General features: G+C 68.7%; 19 protein-coding genes. 6 read left to right on the top strand and 13 right to left on the bottom strand.

All coding sequences use genetic code 11. The annotated features are described in order from the left end of the window. Positions 1-340 precede the first annotated feature (340 nt). The 4 genes from B7G54_RS35500 to B7G54_RS35485 all read right to left on the bottom strand — a co-directional run bounded on the left by B7G54_RS35500 (position 341) and on the right by B7G54_RS35485 (position 5,453). Positions 341-1,531, bottom strand: a complete 1,191-nt coding sequence (locus tag B7G54_RS35500; protein ID WP_085043347.1) for a M20 aminoacylase family protein — start codon at positions 1,529-1,531, stop codon at positions 341-343. Between the two features lie 79 nt (positions 1,532-1,610). After that, positions 1,611-2,945 carry a DUF3100 domain-containing protein gene (locus B7G54_RS35495; protein WP_085043346.1) on the bottom strand — a complete coding sequence of 445 codons (1,335 nt, stop codon included), beginning with the start codon at positions 2,943-2,945 and terminating at the stop codon, positions 1,611-1,613. A 48-nt stretch (positions 2,946-2,993) separates the two neighbouring features. Further along, positions 2,994-4,511 (bottom strand): aldehyde dehydrogenase family protein, encoded by a 1,518-nt coding sequence (locus B7G54_RS35490; protein ID WP_085043345.1) that lies wholly within the window; start codon positions 4,509-4,511, stop codon positions 2,994-2,996. Between the two features lie 54 nt (positions 4,512-4,565). Next, positions 4,566-5,453, bottom strand: coding sequence for an NAD(P)-dependent oxidoreductase (locus B7G54_RS35485; protein ID WP_279628101.1), 888 nt, complete (start codon positions 5,451-5,453; stop codon positions 4,566-4,568). A 128-nt stretch (positions 5,454-5,581) separates the two neighbouring features. Between B7G54_RS35485 and B7G54_RS35480 the strand changes: the two genes are divergently transcribed. Next, positions 5,582-6,490 carry a LysR family transcriptional regulator gene (locus tag B7G54_RS35480; RefSeq protein ID WP_085043343.1) on the top strand — a complete coding sequence of 303 codons (909 nt, stop codon included), beginning with the start codon at positions 5,582-5,584 and terminating at the stop codon, positions 6,488-6,490. 409 nt (positions 6,491-6,899) lie between these two features. Here B7G54_RS35480 and B7G54_RS35475 read toward each other — a convergent pair whose 3' ends face one another. The 3 genes from B7G54_RS35475 to B7G54_RS35465 are packed head-to-tail and all read right to left on the bottom strand — an operon-like array spanning position 6,900 to position 10,514. Further along, positions 6,900-7,871 carry a PDR/VanB family oxidoreductase gene (locus tag B7G54_RS35475; protein ID WP_006750736.1) on the bottom strand — a complete coding sequence of 324 codons (972 nt, stop codon included), beginning with the start codon at positions 7,869-7,871 and terminating at the stop codon, positions 6,900-6,902. 22 nt (positions 7,872-7,893) lie between these two features. Next, positions 7,894-9,291 (bottom strand): SLC13 family permease, encoded by a 1,398-nt coding sequence (locus tag B7G54_RS35470; RefSeq protein WP_085043342.1) that lies wholly within the window; start codon positions 9,289-9,291, stop codon positions 7,894-7,896. After that, entirely contained in the window at positions 9,288-10,514 is a 1,227-nt protein-coding gene (locus B7G54_RS35465) for an aromatic ring-hydroxylating dioxygenase subunit alpha (protein ID WP_085043341.1), read from the bottom strand. Before B7G54_RS35465 ends, B7G54_RS35470 begins: the two co-directional genes overlap by 4 nt. A 274-nt stretch (positions 10,515-10,788) precedes the next feature. Here B7G54_RS35465 and B7G54_RS35460 point away from each other — a divergent pair, with 274 nt between their 5' ends. Next, complete coding sequence (locus B7G54_RS35460) at positions 10,789-11,349, top strand: SLOG cluster 4 domain-containing protein (RefSeq protein ID WP_085043340.1); 561 nt, start codon at positions 10,789-10,791, stop codon at positions 11,347-11,349. A 57-nt stretch (positions 11,350-11,406) separates the two neighbouring features. Here the strand turns inward: B7G54_RS35460 and B7G54_RS35455 are convergent, their stop codons facing one another. The 6 genes from B7G54_RS35455 to B7G54_RS35430 all read right to left on the bottom strand — a co-directional run bounded on the left by B7G54_RS35455 (position 11,407) and on the right by B7G54_RS35430 (position 17,499). Further along, a complete protein-coding gene (locus B7G54_RS35455; RefSeq protein ID WP_085043361.1) occupies positions 11,407-12,723 on the bottom strand; it encodes a Zn-dependent hydrolase in 1,317 nt (438 codons plus the stop codon). Further along, complete coding sequence (locus B7G54_RS35450; protein ID WP_085043339.1) at positions 12,723-13,700, bottom strand: dihydroorotate dehydrogenase; 978 nt, start codon at positions 13,698-13,700, stop codon at positions 12,723-12,725. The genes B7G54_RS35455 and B7G54_RS35450 overlap by 1 nt, the downstream gene beginning before the upstream one ends. Continuing rightward, positions 13,693-14,559, bottom strand: coding sequence for a dihydroorotate dehydrogenase electron transfer subunit (locus B7G54_RS35445; protein WP_085043338.1), 867 nt, complete (start codon positions 14,557-14,559; stop codon positions 13,693-13,695). The genes B7G54_RS35450 and B7G54_RS35445 overlap by 8 nt, the downstream gene beginning before the upstream one ends. A 39-nt stretch (positions 14,560-14,598) precedes the next feature. Further along, positions 14,599-15,846: an MFS transporter gene (locus tag B7G54_RS35440; RefSeq protein WP_085043337.1), complete on the bottom strand. Its 1,248-nt coding sequence runs from the start codon at positions 15,844-15,846 to the stop codon at positions 14,599-14,601. 151 nt (positions 15,847-15,997) lie between these two features. Continuing rightward, a complete protein-coding gene (locus B7G54_RS35435; protein WP_085043336.1) occupies positions 15,998-16,321 on the bottom strand; it encodes a hypothetical protein in 324 nt (107 codons plus the stop codon). A gap of 104 nt (positions 16,322-16,425) precedes the next feature. Then, the gene (locus B7G54_RS35430) at positions 16,426-17,499 is read right to left on the bottom strand and encodes a porin (protein ID WP_085043335.1); all 1,074 of its coding nucleotides are present in this window, start codon (positions 17,497-17,499) and stop codon (positions 16,426-16,428) included. A gap of 332 nt (positions 17,500-17,831) precedes the next feature. Between B7G54_RS35430 and B7G54_RS35425 the strand changes: the two genes are divergently transcribed. The 4 genes from B7G54_RS35425 to msrA all read left to right on the top strand — a co-directional run bounded on the left by B7G54_RS35425 (position 17,832) and on the right by msrA (position 22,362). After that, positions 17,832-18,746, top strand: coding sequence for a helix-turn-helix domain-containing protein (locus B7G54_RS35425; protein WP_085043334.1), 915 nt, complete (start codon positions 17,832-17,834; stop codon positions 18,744-18,746). Positions 18,747-19,114: 368 nt separating this feature from the next. Continuing rightward, positions 19,115-19,645 carry a peptide-methionine (R)-S-oxide reductase MsrB gene (gene msrB / locus B7G54_RS35420; protein WP_085043333.1) on the top strand — a complete coding sequence of 177 codons (531 nt, stop codon included), beginning with the start codon at positions 19,115-19,117 and terminating at the stop codon, positions 19,643-19,645. Between the two features lie 35 nt (positions 19,646-19,680). Continuing rightward, positions 19,681-21,543 carry a cytochrome c biogenesis protein DipZ gene (locus B7G54_RS35415; protein ID WP_085043332.1) on the top strand — a complete coding sequence of 621 codons (1,863 nt, stop codon included), beginning with the start codon at positions 19,681-19,683 and terminating at the stop codon, positions 21,541-21,543. A 75-nt stretch (positions 21,544-21,618) separates the two neighbouring features. Then, entirely contained in the window at positions 21,619-22,362 is a 744-nt protein-coding gene (gene msrA, locus B7G54_RS35410; RefSeq protein WP_425266536.1) for a peptide-methionine (S)-S-oxide reductase MsrA, read from the top strand. Positions 22,363-22,482 lie beyond the last annotated feature (120 nt).

The raw sequence follows: 22,482 nt of genomic DNA, 5'->3' as shown, positions 1-22,482 counted from the left end.
CCCGTCGGCCAACGTGGGGAACGGTGGAGTCGCTGGAGATCGACACAATTCTAGTTGAAACATGGCCACAACTTTAGTTGTGTGAGCGGCGGTTGGCCTAGCCAGTTTGCCTGTCCCGAGCGCCTTGGCAACGACCGCCGGCGCAGCGCGCAGTTGATCGTCGTGCCATCCGATTAGTACGACGACGAATTCGTCCGTCTCTAGTCTCCACTTCCCCCGAGTCTTGCCCTGCCCATACCGCTTCCCGGCAAGCGACTGAAAGCACTTAACCCACGAGCGCCGCCGATACCGAGATCACCCCGGCGGCGCTCGCTAGTCCCGAAAATTCAGCACCGCCTCCCTACCGCCCCAAAACCCGCTCCACCAACTTCACGAAATAGCTCGCCCCCACCGGCAGCAACGCATCGTTGAAGTCGTAACTGGCGTTATGCAGCAGGCAAGGCCCGCCGCCATGCCCATGCACGCGATGATCGCCCACCCCGTTCCCGAGAAACGCATAACAACCCGGCTTCTCGCGCAGCATGAACGAGAAATCCTCCGCCGCCATGGTCGGATCGACGGCGGCGTTCACATGCGCGTCGCCCACCAGCTCGCGCATCACCGCCACCGCCACCGCGGTCTGCTCGGCGTCGTTCACGGTAGCCGGATACTGGCGCTGGAAATCCACCTCGCTCTCGCAATCGAAGGCCATGGCCGTCGCGGCCACCACGGCACGCATGCGCGTCTCGATCAGGTCGAGCGTCGCATCGGAGAAAGTCCGCACGGTGCCGCCGAGCCACGCATCGGTCGGCACCACGTTCATCGCCTCGCCCGCATGCACCTGCGTGACCGACAGCACCGCGCCGTCGATCGGATTTCGGTTGCGCGTGACGATCCCCTGCAGAGCGCTCAGCACCTGCCCCGCCGCGAACACCGGATCGCGGCCCAGGTGCGGCATGGCCGCGTGGCAGCCGGCACCGCGCAAGTTGATCCGGAACAGGCTGGTCGAGGCCATCAGCGGCCCCGGCCGCACCGCGAAATCGCCGGCCGCGATGCCGGGCCAGTTGTGCAGCCCGAACACGGCATCCACCGGGAAACGCTCGAACAGGCCGTCCTCGATCATCGCGCGCGCGCCGCCGCCCGACTCCTCGGCCGGCTGGAAGAACAGCTGCACGGTGCCGTCGAACTCGCCATGCCGCGCCAGATGGCGCGCGGCTCCCAGCAGCATGGCGGTGTGCCCGTCGTGGCCGCACGCATGCATCGCGCCGGGCACCGTCGAACGATGCGCGAAGGTGTTGGCCTCCTGCACGGGCAGCGCATCCATGTCGGCGCGCAGGCCGATCGCACGCGCGCTGCCGCCGCGCTTCAAGGTGCCGACCACGCCGGTGCGGCCGACGCCGCGCGTGACGGCATAACCCCATTGCTCGAGCCGCTCGGCGACGAGTTCGGCGGTGCGGAACACGTCGTAGCCCACCTCGGGATGGGCATGGATATCGCGGCGTAGCGCCGTCAGTTCGTCGGCGTGCGCGACGATGGAATCGATCAGTTTCATGCGGATGAAAGCGCTTTTGTCGGTCGTCGCGGCGCGGCGGCGGGCCAGCCCATGCCGCCCGCCGCCGTGCCGCGAGGCATCAGATATGGAACAGCTGCGCCACCAGGGTCGCGCCGATGAAGGTACCGGCATTGGCCACGAAGGACACCAGCACGATGCGCCAGCCGAGCCGGCGGAAGGCCGGAATGTCCTTGGCGATCGACAGCCCCGCGAACACCAGCATCGGCGTGGTCACCCCGAGGAAATCGTTGTGCGAGCTGAGCGCGGCGATCTGCGAAGCCCATGGGCACCACGGCGAGGTCAGGAACATCGCCACCACCGATACCCAGCAGACCGCCGGAATCCGCCGCCCCGTCACGCGCGCCAGCGCATCGCCGACGATCGTCGCGCATACCATGATCGCGATTCCCGGCAGTCCCGCCAGCGGTGTGGTGCCGTGGGCGATCCAGTCGCACACCAGCGCCATCGCGGCCGTCACGATCCAGGCCAGCAGCTTGCCGCCGTAGCCGAGCGCCGGCGCCTCGGTCCGCACGTCGCCCAGCGACGGGCTGGCCGCCTCGGGCTGCGCCGATGCCTTGGTGGTGCGGCCGATCAGCGGCTCCAGCACGCGATAGCCCCAGACCGCGAGCGGCAGCGAGATGAACAGCGTGAAGTAGGTACCGATGGTGGTGGTGATCAGGTTGCTGGCCGCGGCGAACGCGAGCACCGATTTCGCCGTCTCCGGGTCCTGCTGCGCGGCGATCGCGCCCGAGGCGGCCGCCATCATGCTGCCCGAGCCGACGCCCGAGCCCATCGCCAGCGCGAGCGGATCGAAGATGCCGAGGCTGCTCACGAAACCCGCGAACACGGCGATGAACACCGCACCGAACACGGTGCCGGTCAGGTACTCGGCCAGCACGCCGCGGCCCTCGGCCGAATCCATGCCGTACTTCTCGCCGATGATCGCCAGGCTCGGCTCGCGGCCCACCGAGAAGGTCGCGCCGATCGCCTCGCGCTTGATGCCGAGCAGCAACGCGAGCGGCAGGCCGAGCAGGATGGTGCCGACGAAGTGGCCGAATTCCTGGAAGGCCAGCGCCCAGCCCGCCGACGCCAGCTTGGGCAGCGCGCTGCCCACCATCAGCCCGAGCTTGGAGACGAACAGTAGCAGCGCGGGCTGCAGGATCGCGGCCGCGAAGAACTGGTCGGGCACGCTCAGGCGCGCGCTGCTGTTCCAGCGCGCGCTGGCCAGCCCCACCGCCGCGCCGAGCAGCAGCGCCCAGATCATCGGCAGCAGCACGACCTTGCCCGGCCCGAGCTTGAACGTGAACGAGCCGATCCATTCGGCGACCAGCAGGATGCCGGCCGCATAAAGCAGGACCTTGGCGGTGGCCGCGCCGCCCAGCTCGCGGCGCTCGATACCCAGTGCGTGTTCCATGACGAATCTCCCCTTGAAGCCCGGCTGCCGTCGAATGCGGGCCGGTGGTTACAGATAACCGAACGCGGTGGGCGGCGCTTCGGCCGTCTCGACCCACACGCTCTTGGTCTGCGTGTATTCGTACAGCGCCTCGACCCCGCTCGAGCGGCCGTAGCCGCTCATGCCGTAGCCGCCGAACGGGGAAGCCACGTTGATGGTCTTGTAGCCGTTGACCCAGAAGGTGCCGGCATTCACCTGCGCGGCCACGCGATGCGCGCGCGCCACGTCGGTGGTCCAGGCCGCGCCGGCCAGGCCAAAGTCGGTGTCGTTGGCGATCGCGATCGCCTCCTCCTCGGTGTCGAACGGGATGGCGGCCACCACCGGCCCGAAGATCTCGGTGCGCGCCACCTCCATCGCGTTCGACACGCCGGCCAGCACGGTGGGCGCCACGAAGTAGCCGCCGCGGCCCTCCCCGACGCGCTCGGCCGAGCCGCAGGCGAGCGTAGCGCCAGCCGCCACGCCGCGCGCGATCATCGACATCACGTGGTCGTACTGCTTGCGATTGTTGATCGGGCCCACCTCGGTCGCATCGTCGAGCGGCGCACCGACACGGATCTTCTTCGCCCCGGCAACCACCATCGCGACGAATTCGTCGTAGACGGCACGCTGCACCAGCAGACGCGAGCCGGCCACGCAGCTCTGGCCCGCGCCGGCGAAGATCGCCGCCTGGGCGGTCAGCGCGGCGCGCTTGAGGTCGGCGTCGGCGAACACGATATTGGCCGACTTGCCGCCCAGCTCCAGCACGCAGGGCAGCACGCGGCGCGCGGCGGCCTCGGCAATGCGCGCGCCGGTGGCCGGCGAGCCGACGAATACCACCTTGCTCACCACGCGATGCGCGATCGCGGCCTGCCCGGCGGTGTGACCGAAGCCGGCCAGCACGTTGACCAGGCCGCGCGGCAATCCGGCCCGCTCGCCGAGTCGGGCGACCGCCAGCGAGGTGAAGGGCGTCAGCTCCGAGGGCTTGAGCAGCACGCCGTTGCCCATCGCCACCGCGGGCGCCACCTGCCAGCCGCAGGTGAACACCGGCGCGTTCCAGGGTGTGATCTGCAGCACCACGCCGGCCGGCTCGCGGCGCGTGTAGTTGAGGTGCGAGGTCGGCACCGGGATCACGCTGCCGTAGAACTTGTCGGTCCAGCCCGCGTAGTACTCGAACATCTCGGCGACCTTGCCCACCTCGCCCCGGCAGTCGCGGATCGGCTTGCCCGAGCCCAGTGCCTCAAGCCGCGCGATCGCCTCGGCCTCGGCGCGGATCGCGCGCGCCACCTCCTGCATCACGCGGCCGCGCGCGGCATGCGTGAGCGCCCACCATTCGCGCTGCGCGCGGCGTGCGCTTTCGGCGGCATGGTCGATCACTGCTGCGCCGGCGTCGCGATAGGCGAGCGTGGCCTCGCCCGTCGCCGCGTCGTAAAGCTGGATCGTGTCGCCCTGGCCGGCGACAAGCTCGCCGTCGATATACGAACCGATCGTGGCGGCGCCGGGGAAGAAATGCGCGAAGGCGGCGAGCAACTGGTCTGCGTGCTGGGTCATGTCAGGTTTCCGTATCAGTGGGTCGAGCGGGATCGTGGCGCGGGCTGCCTGGCCTCAGGCAGGGTCGAGAAAGTCGACGATGCGGTTGAAGTCCTCGCCGTCGGCGACGGATACCGCGCTGGCGGCCCACACGCGCGCCGCCTCGCGCGCCACCGGTGCGACGCTGTCGAATTGGTCCAGCAGGCCCAGCGCGAGCCGCACGTCCTTGCGCATCAGCTTCATGGTGAAACCGGAATCGAACTTGCCGTTGAAGATCCAGGTCGGGTAGTTGGTCAGCGTCGCGCTGTTGCGGCCGGAGCCGCCATTGAGCGCCTCGACCAGCTTTTCCGGATCGACGCCGGCCGCGCGCGCGGTGCGCACCGCCTCGCTGGCGGCCAGCAGGTGCACGCCGGTCAGCAAGTTGTTGAGCAGCTTGGTGACGTGGCCGGCGCCCACCGGGCCCACATGCACGCGCTTGGCGCTGATCACCGCGAGGATCGGCTCGATGGCCGCGATATCGCTGTCCGAGCCGCCCAGCACCATGGTCATGGTGGCGGTGGCCGCGCCCTTCGGGCCACCGCTCACCGGGCCGTCGACGAAGCCGATGCCGCGCTCGGCCAGGGCCGCCGCCACGCGCCGCGTGCTGTCCGGATCGGCCGTGGTGGTGTCGATCACGATGCTGCCCGGCTTCGCGTTCTCGAGCACGCCGCCCGCGCCCAGCACCACCGCCTCGACCACCGCCGAAGTCGGCAACGACAGCAGCAGCACGTCGGCGTCGCGTGCGATCTCGGCCACCGAATCGCGCGCCGACAGCACCGCCTGCTCGGCCAGCGCGAGTGCCACGCCGGGCGCTGCGTCGTAACCAAGCACCGTGTAGTCGCCGCGCCGCAGCGAACCCGCCATGCCGCGCCCCATGTTGCCCAGACCGATCACGCCCACCGTTTTCATCCGACGACTCCTGATAGCTGTTGGCTCGAGGCCGGCGCGCCAGCTTGCGCCCGCCTTGCATGGCTACGATGTTCGGTCCGGCGATCCGTATAATCAATCAACGCCAATATTGAGATTGTTCTCTTTTTTAGAACACCGGGATCATGAGCGACACCCTTACCGACAGCCGGATCGTCTATTTCTACGAGGCCGTGCGCTGCGGCACGATCCGCGCCGCGGCCGACTGGCTCGACGTGGCGCCCTCGGCCGTGAGCCGCCAGATCGGGCTGCTGGAGAAGGAGCTCGACGCCACCCTGGTGGAGCGCCACGCGCGCGGCGTGACGCCCACCGACGCTGGACGCTGCGTGATCGAGTATTTCCGCGAGCAGCTCGCGCATCGCGACGACCTGATCTCGCGCCTGCAGGAGCTGCGCGGGCTCAAGACCGGCCAGGTCAGCCTGGTGCTCGGCGAGGGCTTCGTCTCGGATCTGCTGGCCGGGCCGATGCAGCAGTTCTGCCGGCAGTTCCCCGGGATCCGTGTCAACCTCGACGTGGGCAGCACCAACGACGTGATCCGCAAAATCTCGAACGACGAGGGCGAGATCGGCCTGGTCTACAACCCGCCCGCCGAACCCAAGCTGGTGTCGCGCGCGTCGAAGCGGCAGCCGATGATGGCAATCGTCGGCCCCGACTTCCCGCGCCGCAGCCACAAGGTGCTGACGGTGCAGCAGCTCGCCACCTACCCGCTCGCGGCCACCCACCCGTCCTACGGCACGCGGCAGATGATGGAGGCCGTGGAATACGCCGAGCGCGTACGGCTCGCGCCGATCGTCACCACCAATTCCTTCGCGATCCTGAAGGAGTTCGTGAGATCGGGGCTCGGCATTGCGGTGATGCCGGCTTTCGCGGTGGCGGCCGAACTGCAGGCCAAGGAGCTGTTCGCGATCGAAATCGCGCATCCGATCCTCGAGAACGCCGAGGCGCACATGGTCACGCGCGTGGGCCGCAAGCTCTCGGTGGCCGCCAACAAGATGCTGCAGATGATGACGGGGCAGATGCGGGCGTTCCGCTAACGGCTCCTGCTCCTGCCAGCGACGCGAGGCCGGGCCAGGAGGTCTTAACAAAATGAGTTTTTCAGGTGTCGCCAGCCGTAGACAAAAATAAACGTGTCACGGTTTGCGAAGGATAAATGTGCCGTCGCCCAGCGGCGCTAACCGCCAGAGGGAGATTCACGAAGAATCATCGAGTTGCTTGCTGCGCATTCAAGTCGCACCGAGCGCGGCGTCGCGAAGCTCGGTGTCAACTCTCTCGCGACATCGTTACGGGGCTGGCAGCTTCGACCACGCGTTGTGCGGCATCAAAGCTTGAGCCGGCACTCGTGCCGTCGTGATAGCTCGATTCATCCATGCCCCCGTTTCTCGAATTTACGAAACGTCGGCTTCCATTTTTCCCGACCGGCCTCACTCGGCCCCCCGTGAGGGCTCAGAGATCCAGCACCAGCCGTTCGCCGCGGCATCGCGACACGCACGGCATCATGCAATCGTTGCGGGCCTTTTCCGCCGCACTCAGGAACGCGTCCCGATGATCGGGCGTGCCCTCGAGCACGGTCGTCCGGCATGCGCCGCACACGCCCGCCTCGCACGACGTGGCGACCGCGATGCCGTGCTCGTACAGCACATCGGTGATCGACTGCCCCGGCGGCACGAGCAGCGCGCGCTGCGAGCGCGCGAGCTCGATCCGGAACGCGTCGGCCTCGCCGTCGGCAGGCTCCGCGGCTGGCGCGGAAAAATACTCGTGATGAAGCCGCGCATCGCCGAGCGCCGGGCGCGCGATCGCGTCGACGGCCGCCATGAACGGCGCCGGTCCGCAGAAATACAGATGCGAGCGCGAATCCATCGCGCCGACGATCGTCGTGATCGCGTCGCGGGTCGCGTCGGGCGTCAGCCCCGTGTGCACCGTCGCGACGTCCGCGAGCCGCGACGCGAGCGTCGCCCCGTACGCGGCCGCGTCGGCCGAACGCACGAAGTAGTGGAACGCGAGCGGCCGCCCCGCGCGCACCAGGCTATGCGCCATCGCGAGCAACGGCGTCACGCCGATCCCGGCGGCGAGCAGCACGGCCGGGCTGTCGTCTGGCGCGAGCGGGAAGTAGTTCAGCGGCGCGCCGATCCGCAGCACGTCGCCTACGCGGATCGCATCGTGCACGTGCGCGGAGCCGCCGCTCGACGCCGGCTCGCGCTTGATCGCGATCTCGTACACGCCGCGCTCGACCGGATCGTTGCACAGCGAATACTTGCGCGTGAGCCCGTCGCGCAGATGCAGGTCGATATGCGCGCCGGCTTCGAACGCCGGCAGGGCGAGCCCCGGCGCGTCGCTGACGAGCCTCAGCGAAATCACGTCGCACGCGACGCGCTCGCGCGCAATCACGCGCGCGGCAAGCAGATCGTTTTCGATCATTGGATTCACCGTTCAGGAAAACTCACAGCAGCCCGATCAGCCGCCACCACAACGCATTGACCGGGATCACGAACACCACGCCCAGCAGCGCCGTCGCGATGCAGTACCGGAGCACCGCACCCCGGTCCAGCTGCGCGAGCGCGTTGCCGAACACGATCGGCGGCGACTGGTACGGCAGGACCGTGGTCGCATAGCCCATCACCTGCGCGAGCAGGCCGGCCTTCAGGTGCAGCCCCTGCGCGAGCAGGCGCGACACGATCGGCACGTATAGCGCCGGTTCCGCATTCGACGTGACCGCGAAGCAAACGACGATCGACAGCGCGGTCAGCGCGAAGTACATGAGCATCGGGCTGTCGCGCAGCGCGTCGAGCGCGAGCGTGTCCGGCACGCGCATGTCGAGATGGTTGACGAGCGCGGTCAGCCCGATGATCGCCGCGATGAACCACAGCAGGTCCATCTTCAGCGTCGCGGTGAAGCGCTCGAGCTGCGCGGGCGGCGACGTGCCGAAGTAGACGAGCGCGAAGCCGAGCCCGACCCAGCCGGGCGCGATGCGATGCACGGCGTCGGTGAACCAGAGCACGAGCGTGATCGCCAGCAGCACGATCGCGTGCCATTCGCGGCGGCCGAGCGCGACGCGCGCCGCCGGTATCTCGACTTCGCCGACCGTATCCGCGAACAGCCACCAGGACGCGAGCACCAGCACCGCGCCACGCACGATCACGCCGGCCGGAAAGAACAGCAGCAGATACTCGGAGAAGCGCAGATGCATCCCGTGCGACTGCTCGAGAATCCCCGCCATGATCACGTTCGGCAGGTTCGCGGGCAGCACCGCGGCAGCCAGCTCGTACGAGCCGACGATCACGAGCAGCAGGATCCCGCGCCGCCCGTTCGCGTGCACGCCGAGCTTCACGACGTCGCAGTAGCCGATCGCGATCGGAACCAGGATCGCGATCCGCCCGAACGTCGACGGCATCACGAGCGACAGCAGGAAGCTCAGGATCGCGAATGCGAGCAGCGCCTTCAGATACGAGCCGCCGATCCGGCGCGCGAGCGCGATGCCGATCCGTTCGCTCAGGCCGCTCTCCTTCAGCGCGAAGCCGATCGCCGCGCCGCTGAACACGAGCCAGAACGCGCTCGACCCGAAGCCGGAGAAGATCTCGGCGGTGGGCACCGGCGTGCAGGTCGCCGCGAGGAAGAAAAACAGCAGCGACACCCACAGGCTCGCGACCGCGCCCGTCGCCCACAGCACGATGCAGGTGAACACAATCGCGACGATGCGTGCGTCGCCGGCCGACAGCGTGCCGCGCGCGCCGAGCGCGGCGATGCTCGCGAGCCCCACCGCGAGCAGCGCGGCCGTGACGCGGCCGCCCGTCAGCATGCCGGCGCCGCGGCCCGGCCCGCCGAGCGTACCGCCGCTCAAGCGCGCATCACCGGCGAGTTCGCCGGGATCTCGTATTCGACGTGCGACTCGTCGAAGATGTCGCCGAATTCGCGCTGCTGGCGGAACGTCGGGTCCGGCGCGCAGCTCATCGGCAGATAGCCGCCCATCCATGCGCGCAGGTCGGTCACGTCCGGCGCGCCGCCGTACACGTTCGCGACCGGCCGCTCGCCGCGCGCGACCGCATCGATCTGCTCCTGCAGCATCTGGCGGAACATCACGATCCCGCGATCGGACGCGCCGAGGTTCTCGCGCGAACGATCGAAGATCGGGCCCTGCGTCTCGACCGCCATCGCATCCTGGCTCATGAACGTGTCCATCAGGTAGCGGCCCGCCGCGTCGGTGCGCGCCGGCTGCCGGACGATCTTCGGCGCCTCGTCCGCGGGCGGCTGCGCGCCGTCCGAGTTCGGCGTGAACGACACCCAGACGATCCGCGTCGTCGTATCGTCGACCGGCACGCGCCAGTGCATCTCGGTCATGATCCGCAGCATGTTCGGGAACACCATCAGGTTGCCCCAGCCACGGCCCTCGCCTTCGTATTCCCAGCTCTTCACGATGCCCCAGTCGAAGCGCTGGAAGCCGAACCGCTTGAACGGCTTGCCGAACCCGGACGCGTCGCGCATGCCGAGATGCTCGAAGTATTTCGAGTGCGTATAGAAGGTGTGCGTGACGTCGACAGCGTTTTCCTGCACCTGGAACCAGTTGCACGCGAGATCGTCCTGCACCTCGAAATGGCGGACGCCGTCGTTGCGCACGAGGATGTCCCAGTTCGGAAACGCGGGCTTCTGCTCCGCCGGCCCCATGTAAGCGAAGATCAGCCCGCCGCATTCGTGCGTCGCATAGCTGTCGATCAGCTTCTTGCAGACACGGCTCGCCTTCGCCGATTCGAACGGCCGCTCCACGCATTCGCCGGCCGCGTTGTACTGCCAGCCGTGATACGCGCAGCGGATCGTGGTTTCCTCGACGAAGCCGTACAGCAGCGATGCACCGCGATGCGGGCAACGCTCCTGCACGAGCAGCACGCCGCCGTTGCCGGTGCGCGCGAGCACCAGATCCTCGCCGAGAATCCGCACGCGTTTCGTCTGGCCGGCTTCGGCCAGCTCCGACGAATAACCGACCGGATGCCAGTAGCGACGCAGCAACTCGCCGCACGGCGTGCCGGGCCCCACGCGGGTCAGCAATTCGTTGGTGGCGTGGTCAAGCATGAATACACCTCTCTCTCAGGTTGTAGCGGGCTGTATCGCCCCGGAGACGTCTGCGTACCGGCGAACCCTCGAGTCGCGATACGTCCGTCGATAAATCTATTTTTTTAGACTAAATAAAGTGAAGGAAAAATGCAAGGCGGGAAAAACCACAATTTTCAGCCCGTCATCGCCGTCGCATCGCCATAAATCGGCCGATGTGTATAATTAAAAAGACGACCGGCACGCGCGATCGCTGAGATCGACGCGCCGCGCGTCGGCCAACCAGGAGGACAAGATGGCGATCATTGGCGTGATGGGCTCGGGCAAGAACGAATGGCCGGAATTGGCGACGCCGCTCGGAACGTGGATCGCCGCACAAGGATTCGACCTGCTGACCGGCGCCGGCCGCGGCGTGATGCTGTCGATCGCGCGCGCCTATGCGACGACGCCGGGGCGCCGCGGCCGCTCGATCGGCATCGTGCCGAGCGAAGCGCACCCGCTGTTCGGCTTCGTGCCGATCGCCGGCTATCCGAATCCGTTCATCGACCTGCCTATCGTCACGCCACTGCCGCGCAAGGAAGCGGACGCGCCGGACGACGCATTGAGCCGCAACTACGTGAACGTGCTGACGAGCGACGTCGTCGTCGCGCTGCCGGGGAGCAAGGGCACGCTCGACGAGATCCGCCTCGCGACGCGCTTCGCGAAGCCGTTGATCTGCACCGGGCCCGCGAGCGCGTTCGATGGCGTCGCGGCCGGCACGCGCATCGTGTCGGCGCTCGATGACGTCTATGCATTCGTGCTCGCGCAGGTGAACCGCGCGGAAGGCGGCGCGGGCGCACACGTTCCGTCGGCGTGAACCGCACGCCTTCCGGATCCACGGCGCGTCGGCCGCCATCGCTTCCCGTGTCGCCGGTCACAGCCGCGCAATCGTGTCGGCGAGCACGCGCACGCCCTGCATGAAATCATCGATCGACATCGCCTCGTGCGGGTTGTGCGACCCGTGATCGTTGCGCACGAACAGCATCCCGCTTGGCACGCCCGCGTTCGCGAACAGCGCCGCGTCGTGGCCCGCGCCGCTCGGCAGCGTCGCATACGGCACGTCGAGCCGCGTGCACGCGTCGGCAAGCGCGGCGCGCAGGGTGGCATCCATCCGCGCCGGCGCGCTCGCCAACCGCCGGTCGAAATCGAATCGCACGCCACGCTCGCGCGCGATCGAATTGCATTCGGCGATCAGCAGCTCATGGAAGACGTCGAGCGTCTCCGTGCTCTCGCTGCGCGCCTCGAAGCTGAAATGCACCTGGCCGGGAATCCGCGAAATCGAATGCTCGTCCTGGTCGGTCGACACGATGCCGGTCGTCACGACGAGATCGATGTTGCGTTCGAGCAGCCGGCGCCAGTGTTCGTCGAGCCGCGTGATCAGCTCGGCGACCGCGAAGATCGCGTCGTGCCGCAGGTCGCGCGGCACCGCGCCGGAGTGGCCGGCCTCGCCGATGCAGCTGATGGAGTTGTGCCGCACGTTGCCGCGAATGCCGGACACGACCGCGACCGGCAGCCCGCGCGCGACCATCACGGGCCCCTGCTCGATGTGGAGCTCCAGATACGCATGCGCGCGCCGCACGTCGAACAGCGGCTTGCGCGAGCGCACCGCGTCGATGTCGACGCCCGCCGCCGCCATGCAGTCGGCCAGCGGGCGGCCGGTGCTGCGATGCTTCATCGCGAGATCGTCCGGCGTCAGCCGGCCGAACAGTGCGCTCGATCCCATGTAGGCCTTGCCGAACCAGGCGCTCTCTTCGCCGCGCAGCGCGATCACGTTCAACGGGTGCGGCGACGCGAGGCCGCTGCGCCGTTGCGCGACGAGGCACAGCAGCCCCGCGACGATGCCCGCGAGCCCGTCGTAGTTGCCGCCATGCGGCACCGAGTCGAGATGCGAGCCGACCCAGATCGCACGCGCATGCGGGTCCGCGTCGGGCAGGCTGAAGACTAGGTTGGCCGCGCGGTCGGCGCGCACCGCGATGCCCTCGCGTTCGGCGTGCGCCGCCAGCCGCTGCGCGGCCGCCGTTTCGCTGTCGCCGTAGCTCTCGCGCGTGACGCCCACGCCGTCGGCCGACAGCACGCGGATCTCGTCGAACCACTGCTCGGCGAGCGCCGTCAGTTCCACATGCGGCAGCGCCGCCGCGTCATGCACTTCGATGTCCGCCGGCGCGTCCGGCCTGTCGGTATGCGCGTTCATCACGCCCCCGCCGTCGTGCCGAGCGCGCGCGCCGGCGCCGCGCAAAAGCGCTGCCAGCGCTCGCTCAGCTCCGCGTCGAGCCTGACCTGCCCGGTCAGCGACGCGATCGCGCCGATGCCCTCGTCCGCGCAAAACTGCTCGAGCCCGTCGATGATCGTGCGCATCACGCCCGGATCGCGGAACGACGCAGTGCCCACCTGCACCGCGCTCGCGCCGGCGAGCAGGAACTCGATGGCGTCGGCGGCGCTCCGGATGCCGCCGCAGCCGATCACCGGAATCGACACGGCGCGGTAGCACTGGTGGACGAGCCGCAGCGCGATCGGCTTGATCGACGGCCCGGACAGGCCGCCCATCACGTTGCCGAGCGACGGCCGGCGCGTGCGCACGTCGATCGACATGCCGAGCACCGTGTTGCCCATCACGATCGCATCGGCGCCCGCGTCCTGCGCCGCTTGCGCGATCTTCGCGATGTTGCCCGCGTTCGGCGTCAGCTTCACCCACAGCGGATGCCCGGTGCGCGTGCGGATCGCGTCGACGACCTGCCGGGTCATGCCCGCGTCCATCCCGAACGCCATGCCGTCCGCCTCGAGATTCGGGCACGAGATGTTCGCCTCGATCGCCGCGACGTCCGGCCGCGACAGCGCCTCGCACGCGCGCGCGAACGCGTCCGCCGTATCGGCGGACACCGACGCGACGACCGGCGTGCCGTGGCCCGTGTACGCGGGCAGCACGTGTTCGAGATAGTCGTCGATGCCGCGGCTCGGAATGCCGATCGAATTCAGCATGCCGTCACCCGCGTCGGCGACACGCGGCGTCGGGTTGCCCGGGCGGCTGACGGGCGACACGCTCTTGATCACGAGCGCGCCGAGCCCGCTCAGGTCGAGCGCATCGCGATACTCGATCGCGAAACAGCCGGATGCCGGCATCACGGGATTGCGCAGGCGCAGTTCGCCCACGCGTACGCTCAGGTCAGCCAACTTCCACCTCCACCTCCGTCACCACGTCGCGAATCGCGAACACCGGGCCCTCGCGGCACACGCGCCGGAATGCGCGGGTCGCGCCGTCGTCGAACATCCGCACGCACGACAGGCAGACGCCCATCCCGCATGCCATCCGCTGCTCGAGCGCGACCTCGCCGCGCATCGACGGATGGCCGGCGAGCACGCGCTGCAGCAGCGCGAGCAACCGTTGCGAGCCGCACGTGTAGACCGCGTCCGGCCGATCGCGCGCGATCGCGGCGCGCAGCAGCGCGTCCACGTTCGAGACCGCCGACGAGCCGTCGCTGTCGAACACCGCATGCACGTCGGCCGGCGCGCCGCGCAGGAATTCCGCGGTCATCAGGTCGTCCGGCGTGCGCGCCGACATCACGACCGTCAGCGCGATGCCCGCCCGCGCCGCGCGCTGCACGAGCGGCGCCATCGTCGCGAGACCGACGCCGCGCGCGACGAGCAGCAGCCGTCGCGCACCGGCGTCGAGCGTGAACGGGCGGCCGAGCGGCCCGACGATCGACAGCCGCGCGCCGACGCCGAGCTGCGCGAGCGCACGCGTGCCTTCGCCGGTCACGTTGTACAGGAACTCGATTTCGCCGGCGCCGGGGCCGACGCCGTACACGCTCATCGGGCGCGGCAGGAATGGCCGGTGCAGATCGCTGACGGGGCAGACGAGCTGATAGAACTGGCCGGCCTGCGTGACACTCTCGAGCGGCGCGTCGGCGCGCACGCGCAGATAGCGATAGCGCCGGTTCACCGCGCGATGGGCGACCACGTCGCACGCGTGCGTGGCGACCGTGGCCGCCCACGGCTGCGCGCAGGCGCGCGCCCCGTCGATCACGTCCATCGTTCTCTCCTCGTTACGGTTGGGCGGGAGGCACGCGCGTCAGTCGAGCGCGCGGTCCTTCAGTTCCGGAATCAGCGTGACCGTGACGATCATGTCGAGCACGTACAGCGCGGCCAGCATCGCGATCGCGATCTGAAACGAATAGCGCGCGGCGAGCGCGCCGACGACGAGCGGCCCGAGGCCGCCGATCGCACGGCCGACGTTCCACAGCACGTTCTGCGCGGTCGCCCGCACCGCGGTCGGGTACGCTTCGGACATCAGCGTGCCGTAGCCGCCGACCATGCCGTTCACGAACATACCCATCAGCGCGCCGGCCCACAGCATCGTGGCCGGGTCCGTCAGCCGCGAATACGTGAACACCATCGCCACCGCGCCGAGCTGGTACAGCAGGAACGTCGGCTTGCGGCCGATCCGGTCGGCCAGGTGTCCGAACAACCAGACGCCGGCCATCATCCCGAGCACGGTCACGGCGGTCCACAATCCGGATTTCGTCAGCGAGAAGCCGAGCTGCTTCGACAGGAACGTCGGCATCCAGATCATGATCCCGTAGTAGCCGAAGTTCTGCACCGCGCACAGCACGACGATGCCGATGCTCGTGCGGGTCGTGCGCGCGTCGGCGAACAGCAGCCGGAAGCGCGCGCCCGTGCGCGCCGGTTGCGGGCTCCGGACGAACACTTCCGGCTCGTGCAGCTTGTTGCGCAGCACCCAGGCGACGATCGCGGGCAGCACGCCGATCGCGAACATGCCGCGCCAGCCGACGCTCTGCAGCAGCAGCGGCGTCAGGAGCGACGCCGCGAGCACGCCGCTCTGCCAGCCGAGCGCCACGTACGACGACACGCGGGCGCGCTTGGCTGCAGGCCATGCTTCGGCCGCGAGCGCCATGCCGATGCCGAATTCGCCGCCGAGGCCGATGCCGGCGATGGTCCGGTACGCGAGCAGATCCCAGAAGCCCTGTGCGAACGCGCACAGCCCGGTGAACACCGCGAAAAGCAGGATCGTCCAGGTCAGCACGCGCACGCGGCCGTAGCGATCGCTGAGCGCGCCGAAAATCACGCCGCCCGCGACCGCGCCGACCAGCGTCCACGTGACGAGCGCCCCCGCCTGCTGCGCGCCGAGGTGCAGCGACGCCGCAATTGCCGGCAGCATGAAGCCGAGGATCAGCAGGTCGAAGCCGTCCATCGCATAGCCGATGGCCGAGCCGGCCAGCACTTTCCATGCGTAGCGCGACACCCGCTCGGGCGGTGCGCCGGCGGGCGCGGCCGCGGAGGATCGAAGGTTCGCTTCCATGATTGTCCGTATCGTGAGGAGGGGATATCGATGCCGGCGGTCCGCCTCGCGGTCGTTTGTCGTTTTTTTTAGACAGACGGACCACAACCCGATCGTCGGCATCGCACAGCTTAAGGGCGTGGCCCGGGCGGATTCGCGCCGGCGTCGCGCATCAGACGACCAGTTCCTTCGACACCTGCGCGGCGAAGCCGTTGAGCGCCGCGAGCAGCGCATCGTCCGAGCACCCGCTCGCATCGCTCAGCCGCCGCGCGTGCTCGCGCAGTTCGGCGAGAAACGCCTGCACGGTCTCCGTGCAGACCGCCACACCCTCCTGCCGTTCGGCGAACGTCGCGGCCGCCTGTGCGAGCAGCACCAGCGCTGCCGATTCCCGCCCGTGCGGCGCCGCCGCGTCCCGGCAGCGTGTCGCGAACCGGTGAATGTCGGAAAAGCCGACGATGTCCTGTGCCAGCCACTGCGTGGCGTCCATAAGGTTCATGCTTTCCTCCTCGTCTAAATATTTAGACTACCCGCATCAAAAACGGAATGCAAGCGTCCGATGTATCGGGGTAAACCGGGAAGCCTCGCATCGCGATGCCTGCGTCAGAAACGCGTGCGCAGGCCCGCGCCGTACGTGATCCCGGTCGACATCCCGCCGACGTGATCGACCTTGATCGCCGAATAGAGGTCGGTGCGCTTCGACAGCAGATAGTCGTAGCCGAGCGCGGCGGTGCTGCGATGCGCGCCGTCGGCGAGCGCCCCGCTCGAATGCGTATACGCGTAGCTCGCCAGCAGCGAACCCACGCCGATCGGCACGCTGACGCCGGCCTGCAGCGTATCGCCGTGGAAGTTGCCGCGCTGCGCGCGGTTCGCGACGTTCATGTACTGCGCGAACAGCTTCACGACACGCCAGTCGTACAACGCGCCGACCTGCACCGTGCGCTGGCTCGACAGGCCCGGCGCCGCGGCGAGCGCGCCGTCGAGATCGCCAGGCGTCGCGCTGAAATTCACGTACTGGAAGACCACGGCGGCCGCGAACGCGCCGCGCGCGTAGTTCGCGTTGACGCTCCATTTCTTCGCGCCGTTCCGGCCGGCCGTATTGCCGAGTGCATACAGCCCCCCCGCATTGAATCCGCCGAACGTCGGGCTCGTATAGGCGAGCGCGTTGTTCCACGCCGAATCGCCGACCACGCCCTCGGCGCCCACGCCCTTGAACGTGTGGAAGATCATCGGCGAGAACGTGTACGAATTGAACAGCGGGTTGAACTGGATCGTCGCGAGATACAGCGGCGTCGTGATCCGGCCAAGACGAAGCTGGCCGAGCCGCGACTGCAATCCCGCGTACGCATTGCGCGAAAACAGGCTGTCCCCGGCGTAGCGGCCGTACGCGCCGCTTTGCGGTTGAAAGTAGCTTTCGAGCACGAAGAACGCCTTGTTGCCGTTGCCGAGATCCTCGCTGCCGCCGAGCCCCCAGAACGACGTCGTCATCCCGCCGCCCGACTGCACGAGCGCCGTACGCCCGCCGGGTTGCTTCACCGAACCGACGAAAGCGTCGGCGACGCCGTACAGCGTCACGCTCGACTGCGCGTGCGCGAGCGGCGCGATGCCAATGGCGCCTGCCGCGCCAGCCATCAGGAATCCTGCCCGAAATCGGGCGCACGGGGTGCGCAACGTCATGCTTTTCTCCTCCCGGCGCAATGGGCCGGCACGTGGGAATGTCTGGAAGGTGCGATGCCTCTATCGCCGACAGCGTCTGCGCGCTCGCCGTTCGTCCAAATATTTAGACGATGTGCACGCGCACGGACACGGTCCGGTCGCAGGCCGTTACCGCACACAAGACGAGCGCAAGCCGCAGGTGTGCGAGCATCCGTTGTCGGCTACGTTAAAATACCCGATACAAAAAAATAGACAAACATCGATCTTCGCGATGCCTCCGGCAGGATGGCCGCACGGCGCGGTCGCGCAACCCGGTGTCTGTCGATTTTTCACCCGCCACCAAGAGGTACTTCATGTCCACCGCCGGTTCCCGAAAAACGCGTCTGCGCGGCGCGCGCTTCGACTTCGACAGCATTGGCGAGCGCTTGCGCGCGTACCGGATGGCTGCCGAGTTGCGCAGCGAGGATGTCGCCGAGCGCCTGAACATCTCGCGCGCGGCGGTCTACAAGCTCGAACGTGGCGAGATTGTAAAGATCGATACGCTCGAGCGGCTCGCCGCGCTGTTCGGCGTGTCGCTCGCGAACCTGATGGGCGTCGAGGTCGAGTATCACGATTCGGCGATCAGCTATTTCGAGCGCATGCGGCAGATCGAGAGCCGCTCGCAGCGGATCTTCGCGCATTTCGATCCGTTCTCGTTCCTGCTGACTTCCGACGATTACGAAGGCTGGCTGCGCCAGATGCTCGAGGAAAGCATCCCGCCGTCGCTGACCGATGCCGCGTGGCGGCAGACGCTGTCGAAAGTGATGGCGATCCTCGCGGATCGGAAAGCCGCGTTCCGGCGCGCACCGCTGAACGTGACGAGCCTGATCGGGCTGCGCCAGATCGAGCAGTTCCTGCACCACGGCCTGGTCGGCCGCCTCGGGTTGCCGCCGGGCGTGCAGCTCGAGCGCAAGCTCGCCGCGCGCCGGGAAGTGATGCGGATCGTCGGGATGCTCGAGGACGATGCGAAAGGCGTGCGGATCGGCATCGTCAGCGACAACCTGCCGAACGAGACCTTCCAGATCTTCGAGGACGACGACAGCGCGCATATCGCGGTATCGCCGTTCCGGCTCGGCGAGCTGCCGAACATTCGTACCGGCATCGCGACGATCACCACGTCGGCGGATGCCGTCGCGATGTACCGGAAGATGATCGACCGGCTGTGGACCGATTCCACGAAGGGGGCCGACGGGGCCAGGCTGCTCGTCGACCTGCTCGACCGGGCCTAGTGCGGCGTCGCTAGCTTGCAAATTCATCCGTCTATCAACACACATCAGACGCTCGGGTGATGCGCGACCGCAGTCAAACAACGCTCGTGTCCCAGTCCGATTCAATCGGCAAGCCAAAGTCCGGAATCTCCGCGCCGCTCGACGAACACTAAAAAGACGCTAAAAATCGCGGCACGAACAGCTGCCCTGCAAACATCGGCGGCTTACTCGCTCGAAGGCCCTTGCCAGTTGGGGCTTCGACAGGCTCCTGCGCGCCCCAACGGAACACTCCAACCATCACAATTCATTTAACTTTCCGTGAGGACTTCGACACCGGCTGCTGACTACGATGGGCGCATGTTTTCAGGACCTGCTGCCAGGAGCCCATCATGCCCACCCGCAGACATCTGCTGTTCGCCGGCGCCACCGGCCTCGCCGTGCTCGCGACCCTGTCGTCCATCGGTCGCCGCGCGCTGGTCGGCCGCGCGTTCGCCGCATCGCCGGCCACCCCGCAGACGGCCGCCCCTTTCGAAATCACCCTCAGCGACGCCGAATGGCATCGCCGGCTCACCCCCGCCCAGTACACGATCCTGCGCGAAGCCGGCACCGAGCGGCCGTACACGAGCCCGCTGAACGACGAGCACCGGCACGGCACGTTCGCGTGCGCCGGCTGCGACCTCGCGCTGTTCTCGTCGGCCACCAAGTTCGACAGCCATACGGGCTGGCCGAGCTTCTGGAAGCCGCTCGACCACGCGGTCGCCACCCACACCGACGCATCGTTCGGGATGATCCGCACCGAAGTGCACTGCCGCCGCTGCGGCGGCCATCTCGGCCACGTGTTCGACGACGGCCCGCAGCCAACCGGCCTGCGCTACTGCATGAACGGCCTCGCGCTCGCCTTCCACCCTGCCGTCGCCTGATCCGGCCCCACTCCCGACCGACTGGAGAACGCACCATGCTGCTCATCGTCCTTGCCTACCTCGGCGGCGTACTCACGATCCTGAGCCCGTGCATCCTGCCCGTGCTGCCGTTCGTGTTCGCGCGCGCCGACCAGCCGTTCGTGCGCACCGGCCTGCCGCTGCTCGCCGGCATGGCGCTCACGTTCGCCGTCGTCGCGACGCTCGCCGCCGTCGGCGGCGGCTGGGTCGCGCAGGCCAACCAGGCGGGCCGCTGGGTCGCCATCGTGCTGCTCGCGGTATTCGGCCTGACGCTGCTGATGCCGCGCCTCGCGGAGCACCTGACGCGCCCGCTCGTCGCCGCCGGCAACCGGCTCACCGGCTTCGCGCAGCGCGACGGCCGCCCCGCCGGCCCGGCGTCGTCGCTGCTGCTCGGCGTCGCGACCGGCCTGCTGTGGGCGCCGTGCGCGGGCCCGATCCTCGGGCTCGTGCTGACCGGTGCCGCGCTGCGCGGCGCAAGCGTCGGCACGACGCTGCTGCTGGTCGCGTATGCGGCCGGCGCGGCGACGTCGCTCGGCGTTGCGCTCGTGATCGGCGGCAAGGTATTCGCCGCGATGAAGCGCTCGCTCGGCGCCGGTGAATGGATCAAGCGCGGGATCGGCGCGGCACTGCTGGCCGGGGTCGGCGCGATCGCGCTCGGCCTCGACACGGGCGCGCTCGCCCAACTGTCGACCGTCACGACGGGCGGGCTCGAGACGAAGCTCGTCGACCGGCTCGGCGGGCGCTCGAATAGCGCGTCGGCCGAGATGGCCGCGACCGGCAACGCCACCGACAACACGAGCGGCGGCGCGATGATGGCCGCGGTTGCAGACGGTGCGCAGGCCGGCGGCGGAGCGATGGCCGGCAGCGCGATGATGCGCGCGGCCGACGCGACGCTTGCCGCGCTGCCGGTCGAAGGCACGCTGCCGTCGCTCGACGGCGCAGTGCAGTGGCTGAACTCGCCGCCGCTGACGGCGGCCGGCCTGCGCGGCAAGGTCGTGCTGGTCGATTTCTGGACGTATTCGTGCATCAACTGCCTGCGCACGTTGCCGTACACGACCGCATGGGCACGCAAGTACGCGCCGTACGGGCTCGTGGTGATCGGTGTGCACGCACCCGAGTTCGCGTTCGAGCGCGATATCGGCAACGTGAAGAAGGCCGTGCACGACCTCGGCATCGACTTCCCGGTCGCAATCGACAACGGCTATTCGATCTGGCGCGCGTTCGGCAACGAATACTGGCCCGCACACTACTTCATCGACGCGCAAGGGCGCATCCGCCATCACCACTTCGGCGAAGGCGAGTACGCGCAGTCGGAGCGCGCGATCCAGTCGCTGCTCGCCGAGGCCGGCCATCCGGAAGCGCTGAACGTGCCGATCGGGCTCACCGGCGCACCGGCGAAGGGTGCGCTCGCAGCGGCGGACACAGCGGACGTCCGTTCACCCGAAACCTATGTCGGCTATGCGCGCGCGGAGAGCTTCACGTCACCGGGCGGTGTCGCGCGCGATGCGGCGCACCGCTACGACGCGCCGGCGCACCCCGATCTCAACGACTGGGGCCTCGCCGGCACGTGGCAGGTCGGCGCCGAACGCGCGTCGCTCGCCGCGCCGTCGGGACGGATCGTCTACCGCTTCCACGCCCGCGACCTGCACCTCGTGCTCGGCCCGGCGGCGAACGGCCAGCCCGTGCGCTTTCGCGTGACGCTCGACGGCGCGGCGCCCGGCAGCGCGCACGGCAGCGACGTCGATGCGCAAGGCTACGGCGCCGTAACCGGGCAGCGTCTGTACCAGCTGGTCCGGCAGTCCGGCGCGATCGCCGACCGCACGTTCGCAATCGAGTTTCTCGATCCCGGCGTGAATGCGTATGCGTTCACGTTCGGCTGATCCCGGCCGGAGGCGGCGCACCGGCACCGCCTCCGGGCCACCCGCTTTCCATTCCGTCTTCCGAAGGAGCACACCGTGAACACCACCTCCCCCCGCGGCCCCACGTCGCACCGGCGCACGGCGATGCTGCGCCGCATCGGCGCCATCGCCGTCGCGGCCGCGGCCGTGTTCGGCTACCAGCGCATCGTCAACTCCGCCGAGCCGATGCGCACCGTGCCCGCACCGACGCTCGACGAAACGCCCGGCGCGTCGCACGACGAGACGGCCGTGCTTGCCGGCGGCTGCTTCTGGGGCGTGCAGGGCGTATTCGAGCACGTGAAGGGCGTGAAGCAGGTCACGGCCGGCTACGCGGGCGGCGCGTCCGAAACCGCGCACTACGCGCTCGTCGGCTCGGGGCTGACCGGGCACGCGGAATCGGTTCGCATCGTCTACGATCCGACCCAGATCACGTACGGCCGGCTGCTGCAAGTGTTCTTCTCGGTCGCGCACGATCCGACCGAGCTCAACCGGCAGGGCCCCGACGAAGGGTCGCAATACCGGTCGGCGATCTTCCCGATCACCGCGCAACAACGCGCGGTCGCGACCGCGTACATCGCGCAGCTCGGCACCGCGCACGTGTTTCCGGCGCCCGTCGTCACGCGCGTCGAGGACTACAAGGGGTTCTACCCGGCCGAGGCCTACCACCAGAATTACCTCGAACTGCATCCCGACGCGCCGTACATCGCGTACAACGACATGCCGAAGATCGCCGGGCTGAAGCAGCGCTTCCCGGCGCTGTACCGCACCGACGCGGTCCTGTGGCACGATGCGCGCTCGTGACCGGCAAGCAGCCGCGTGACGGGGTGACGCCCGCCGCGCGGCCGGGGCCCGTGCGGCCACGCACCGCCAGCGCGCGCCGCCATCGATCCGGTTTGCGCTGCATCAACGAAACCGCGGCCG

This window comes from Burkholderia puraquae (assembly GCF_002099195.1).
In the GTDB taxonomy this organism is placed as follows: domain Bacteria; phylum Pseudomonadota; class Gammaproteobacteria; order Burkholderiales; family Burkholderiaceae; genus Burkholderia; species Burkholderia puraquae.
Note: the sequence above shows the minus strand (reverse complement) of the source record. Positions and strands in the feature narration are given on the sequence as shown.

Bases quoted from the DNA above. Each gene is read 5' to 3' on its own strand.
- B7G54_RS35500 (WP_085043347.1), bottom strand. From the start codon at position 1,531: ATGAAACTGATCGATTCCATCGTCGCGCACGCCGACGAACTGACGGCG.
- B7G54_RS35495 (WP_085043346.1), bottom strand. From the start codon at position 2,945: ATGGAACACGCACTGGGTATCGAGCGCCGCGAGCTGGGCGGCGCGGCC.
- B7G54_RS35490 (WP_085043345.1), bottom strand. From the start codon at position 4,511: ATGACCCAGCACGCAGACCAGTTGCTCGCCGCCTTCGCGCATTTCTTC.
- B7G54_RS35480 (WP_085043343.1), top strand. From the start codon at position 5,582: ATGAGCGACACCCTTACCGACAGCCGGATCGTCTATTTCTACGAGGCC.
- B7G54_RS35475 (WP_006750736.1), bottom strand. From the start codon at position 7,871: ATGATCGAAAACGATCTGCTTGCCGCGCGCGTGATTGCGCGCGAGCGC.
- B7G54_RS35465 (WP_085043341.1), bottom strand. From the start codon at position 10,514: ATGCTTGACCACGCCACCAACGAATTGCTGACCCGCGTGGGGCCCGGC.
- B7G54_RS35460 (WP_085043340.1), top strand. From the start codon at position 10,789: ATGGCGATCATTGGCGTGATGGGCTCGGGCAAGAACGAATGGCCGGAA.
- B7G54_RS35455 (WP_085043361.1), bottom strand. From the start codon at position 12,723: ATGAACGCGCATACCGACAGGCCGGACGCGCCGGCGGACATCGAAGTG.
- B7G54_RS35445 (WP_085043338.1), bottom strand. From the start codon at position 14,559: ATGGACGTGATCGACGGGGCGCGCGCCTGCGCGCAGCCGTGGGCGGCC.
- B7G54_RS35440 (WP_085043337.1), bottom strand. From the start codon at position 15,846: ATGGAAGCGAACCTTCGATCCTCCGCGGCCGCGCCCGCCGGCGCACCG.
- B7G54_RS35435 (WP_085043336.1), bottom strand. From the start codon at position 16,321: ATGAACCTTATGGACGCCACGCAGTGGCTGGCACAGGACATCGTCGGC.
- B7G54_RS35430 (WP_085043335.1), bottom strand. From the start codon at position 17,499: ATGACGTTGCGCACCCCGTGCGCCCGATTTCGGGCAGGATTCCTGATG.
- B7G54_RS35425 (WP_085043334.1), top strand. From the start codon at position 17,832: ATGTCCACCGCCGGTTCCCGAAAAACGCGTCTGCGCGGCGCGCGCTTC.
- msrB (WP_085043333.1), top strand. From the start codon at position 19,115: ATGCCCACCCGCAGACATCTGCTGTTCGCCGGCGCCACCGGCCTCGCC.
- B7G54_RS35415 (WP_085043332.1), top strand. From the start codon at position 19,681: ATGCTGCTCATCGTCCTTGCCTACCTCGGCGGCGTACTCACGATCCTG.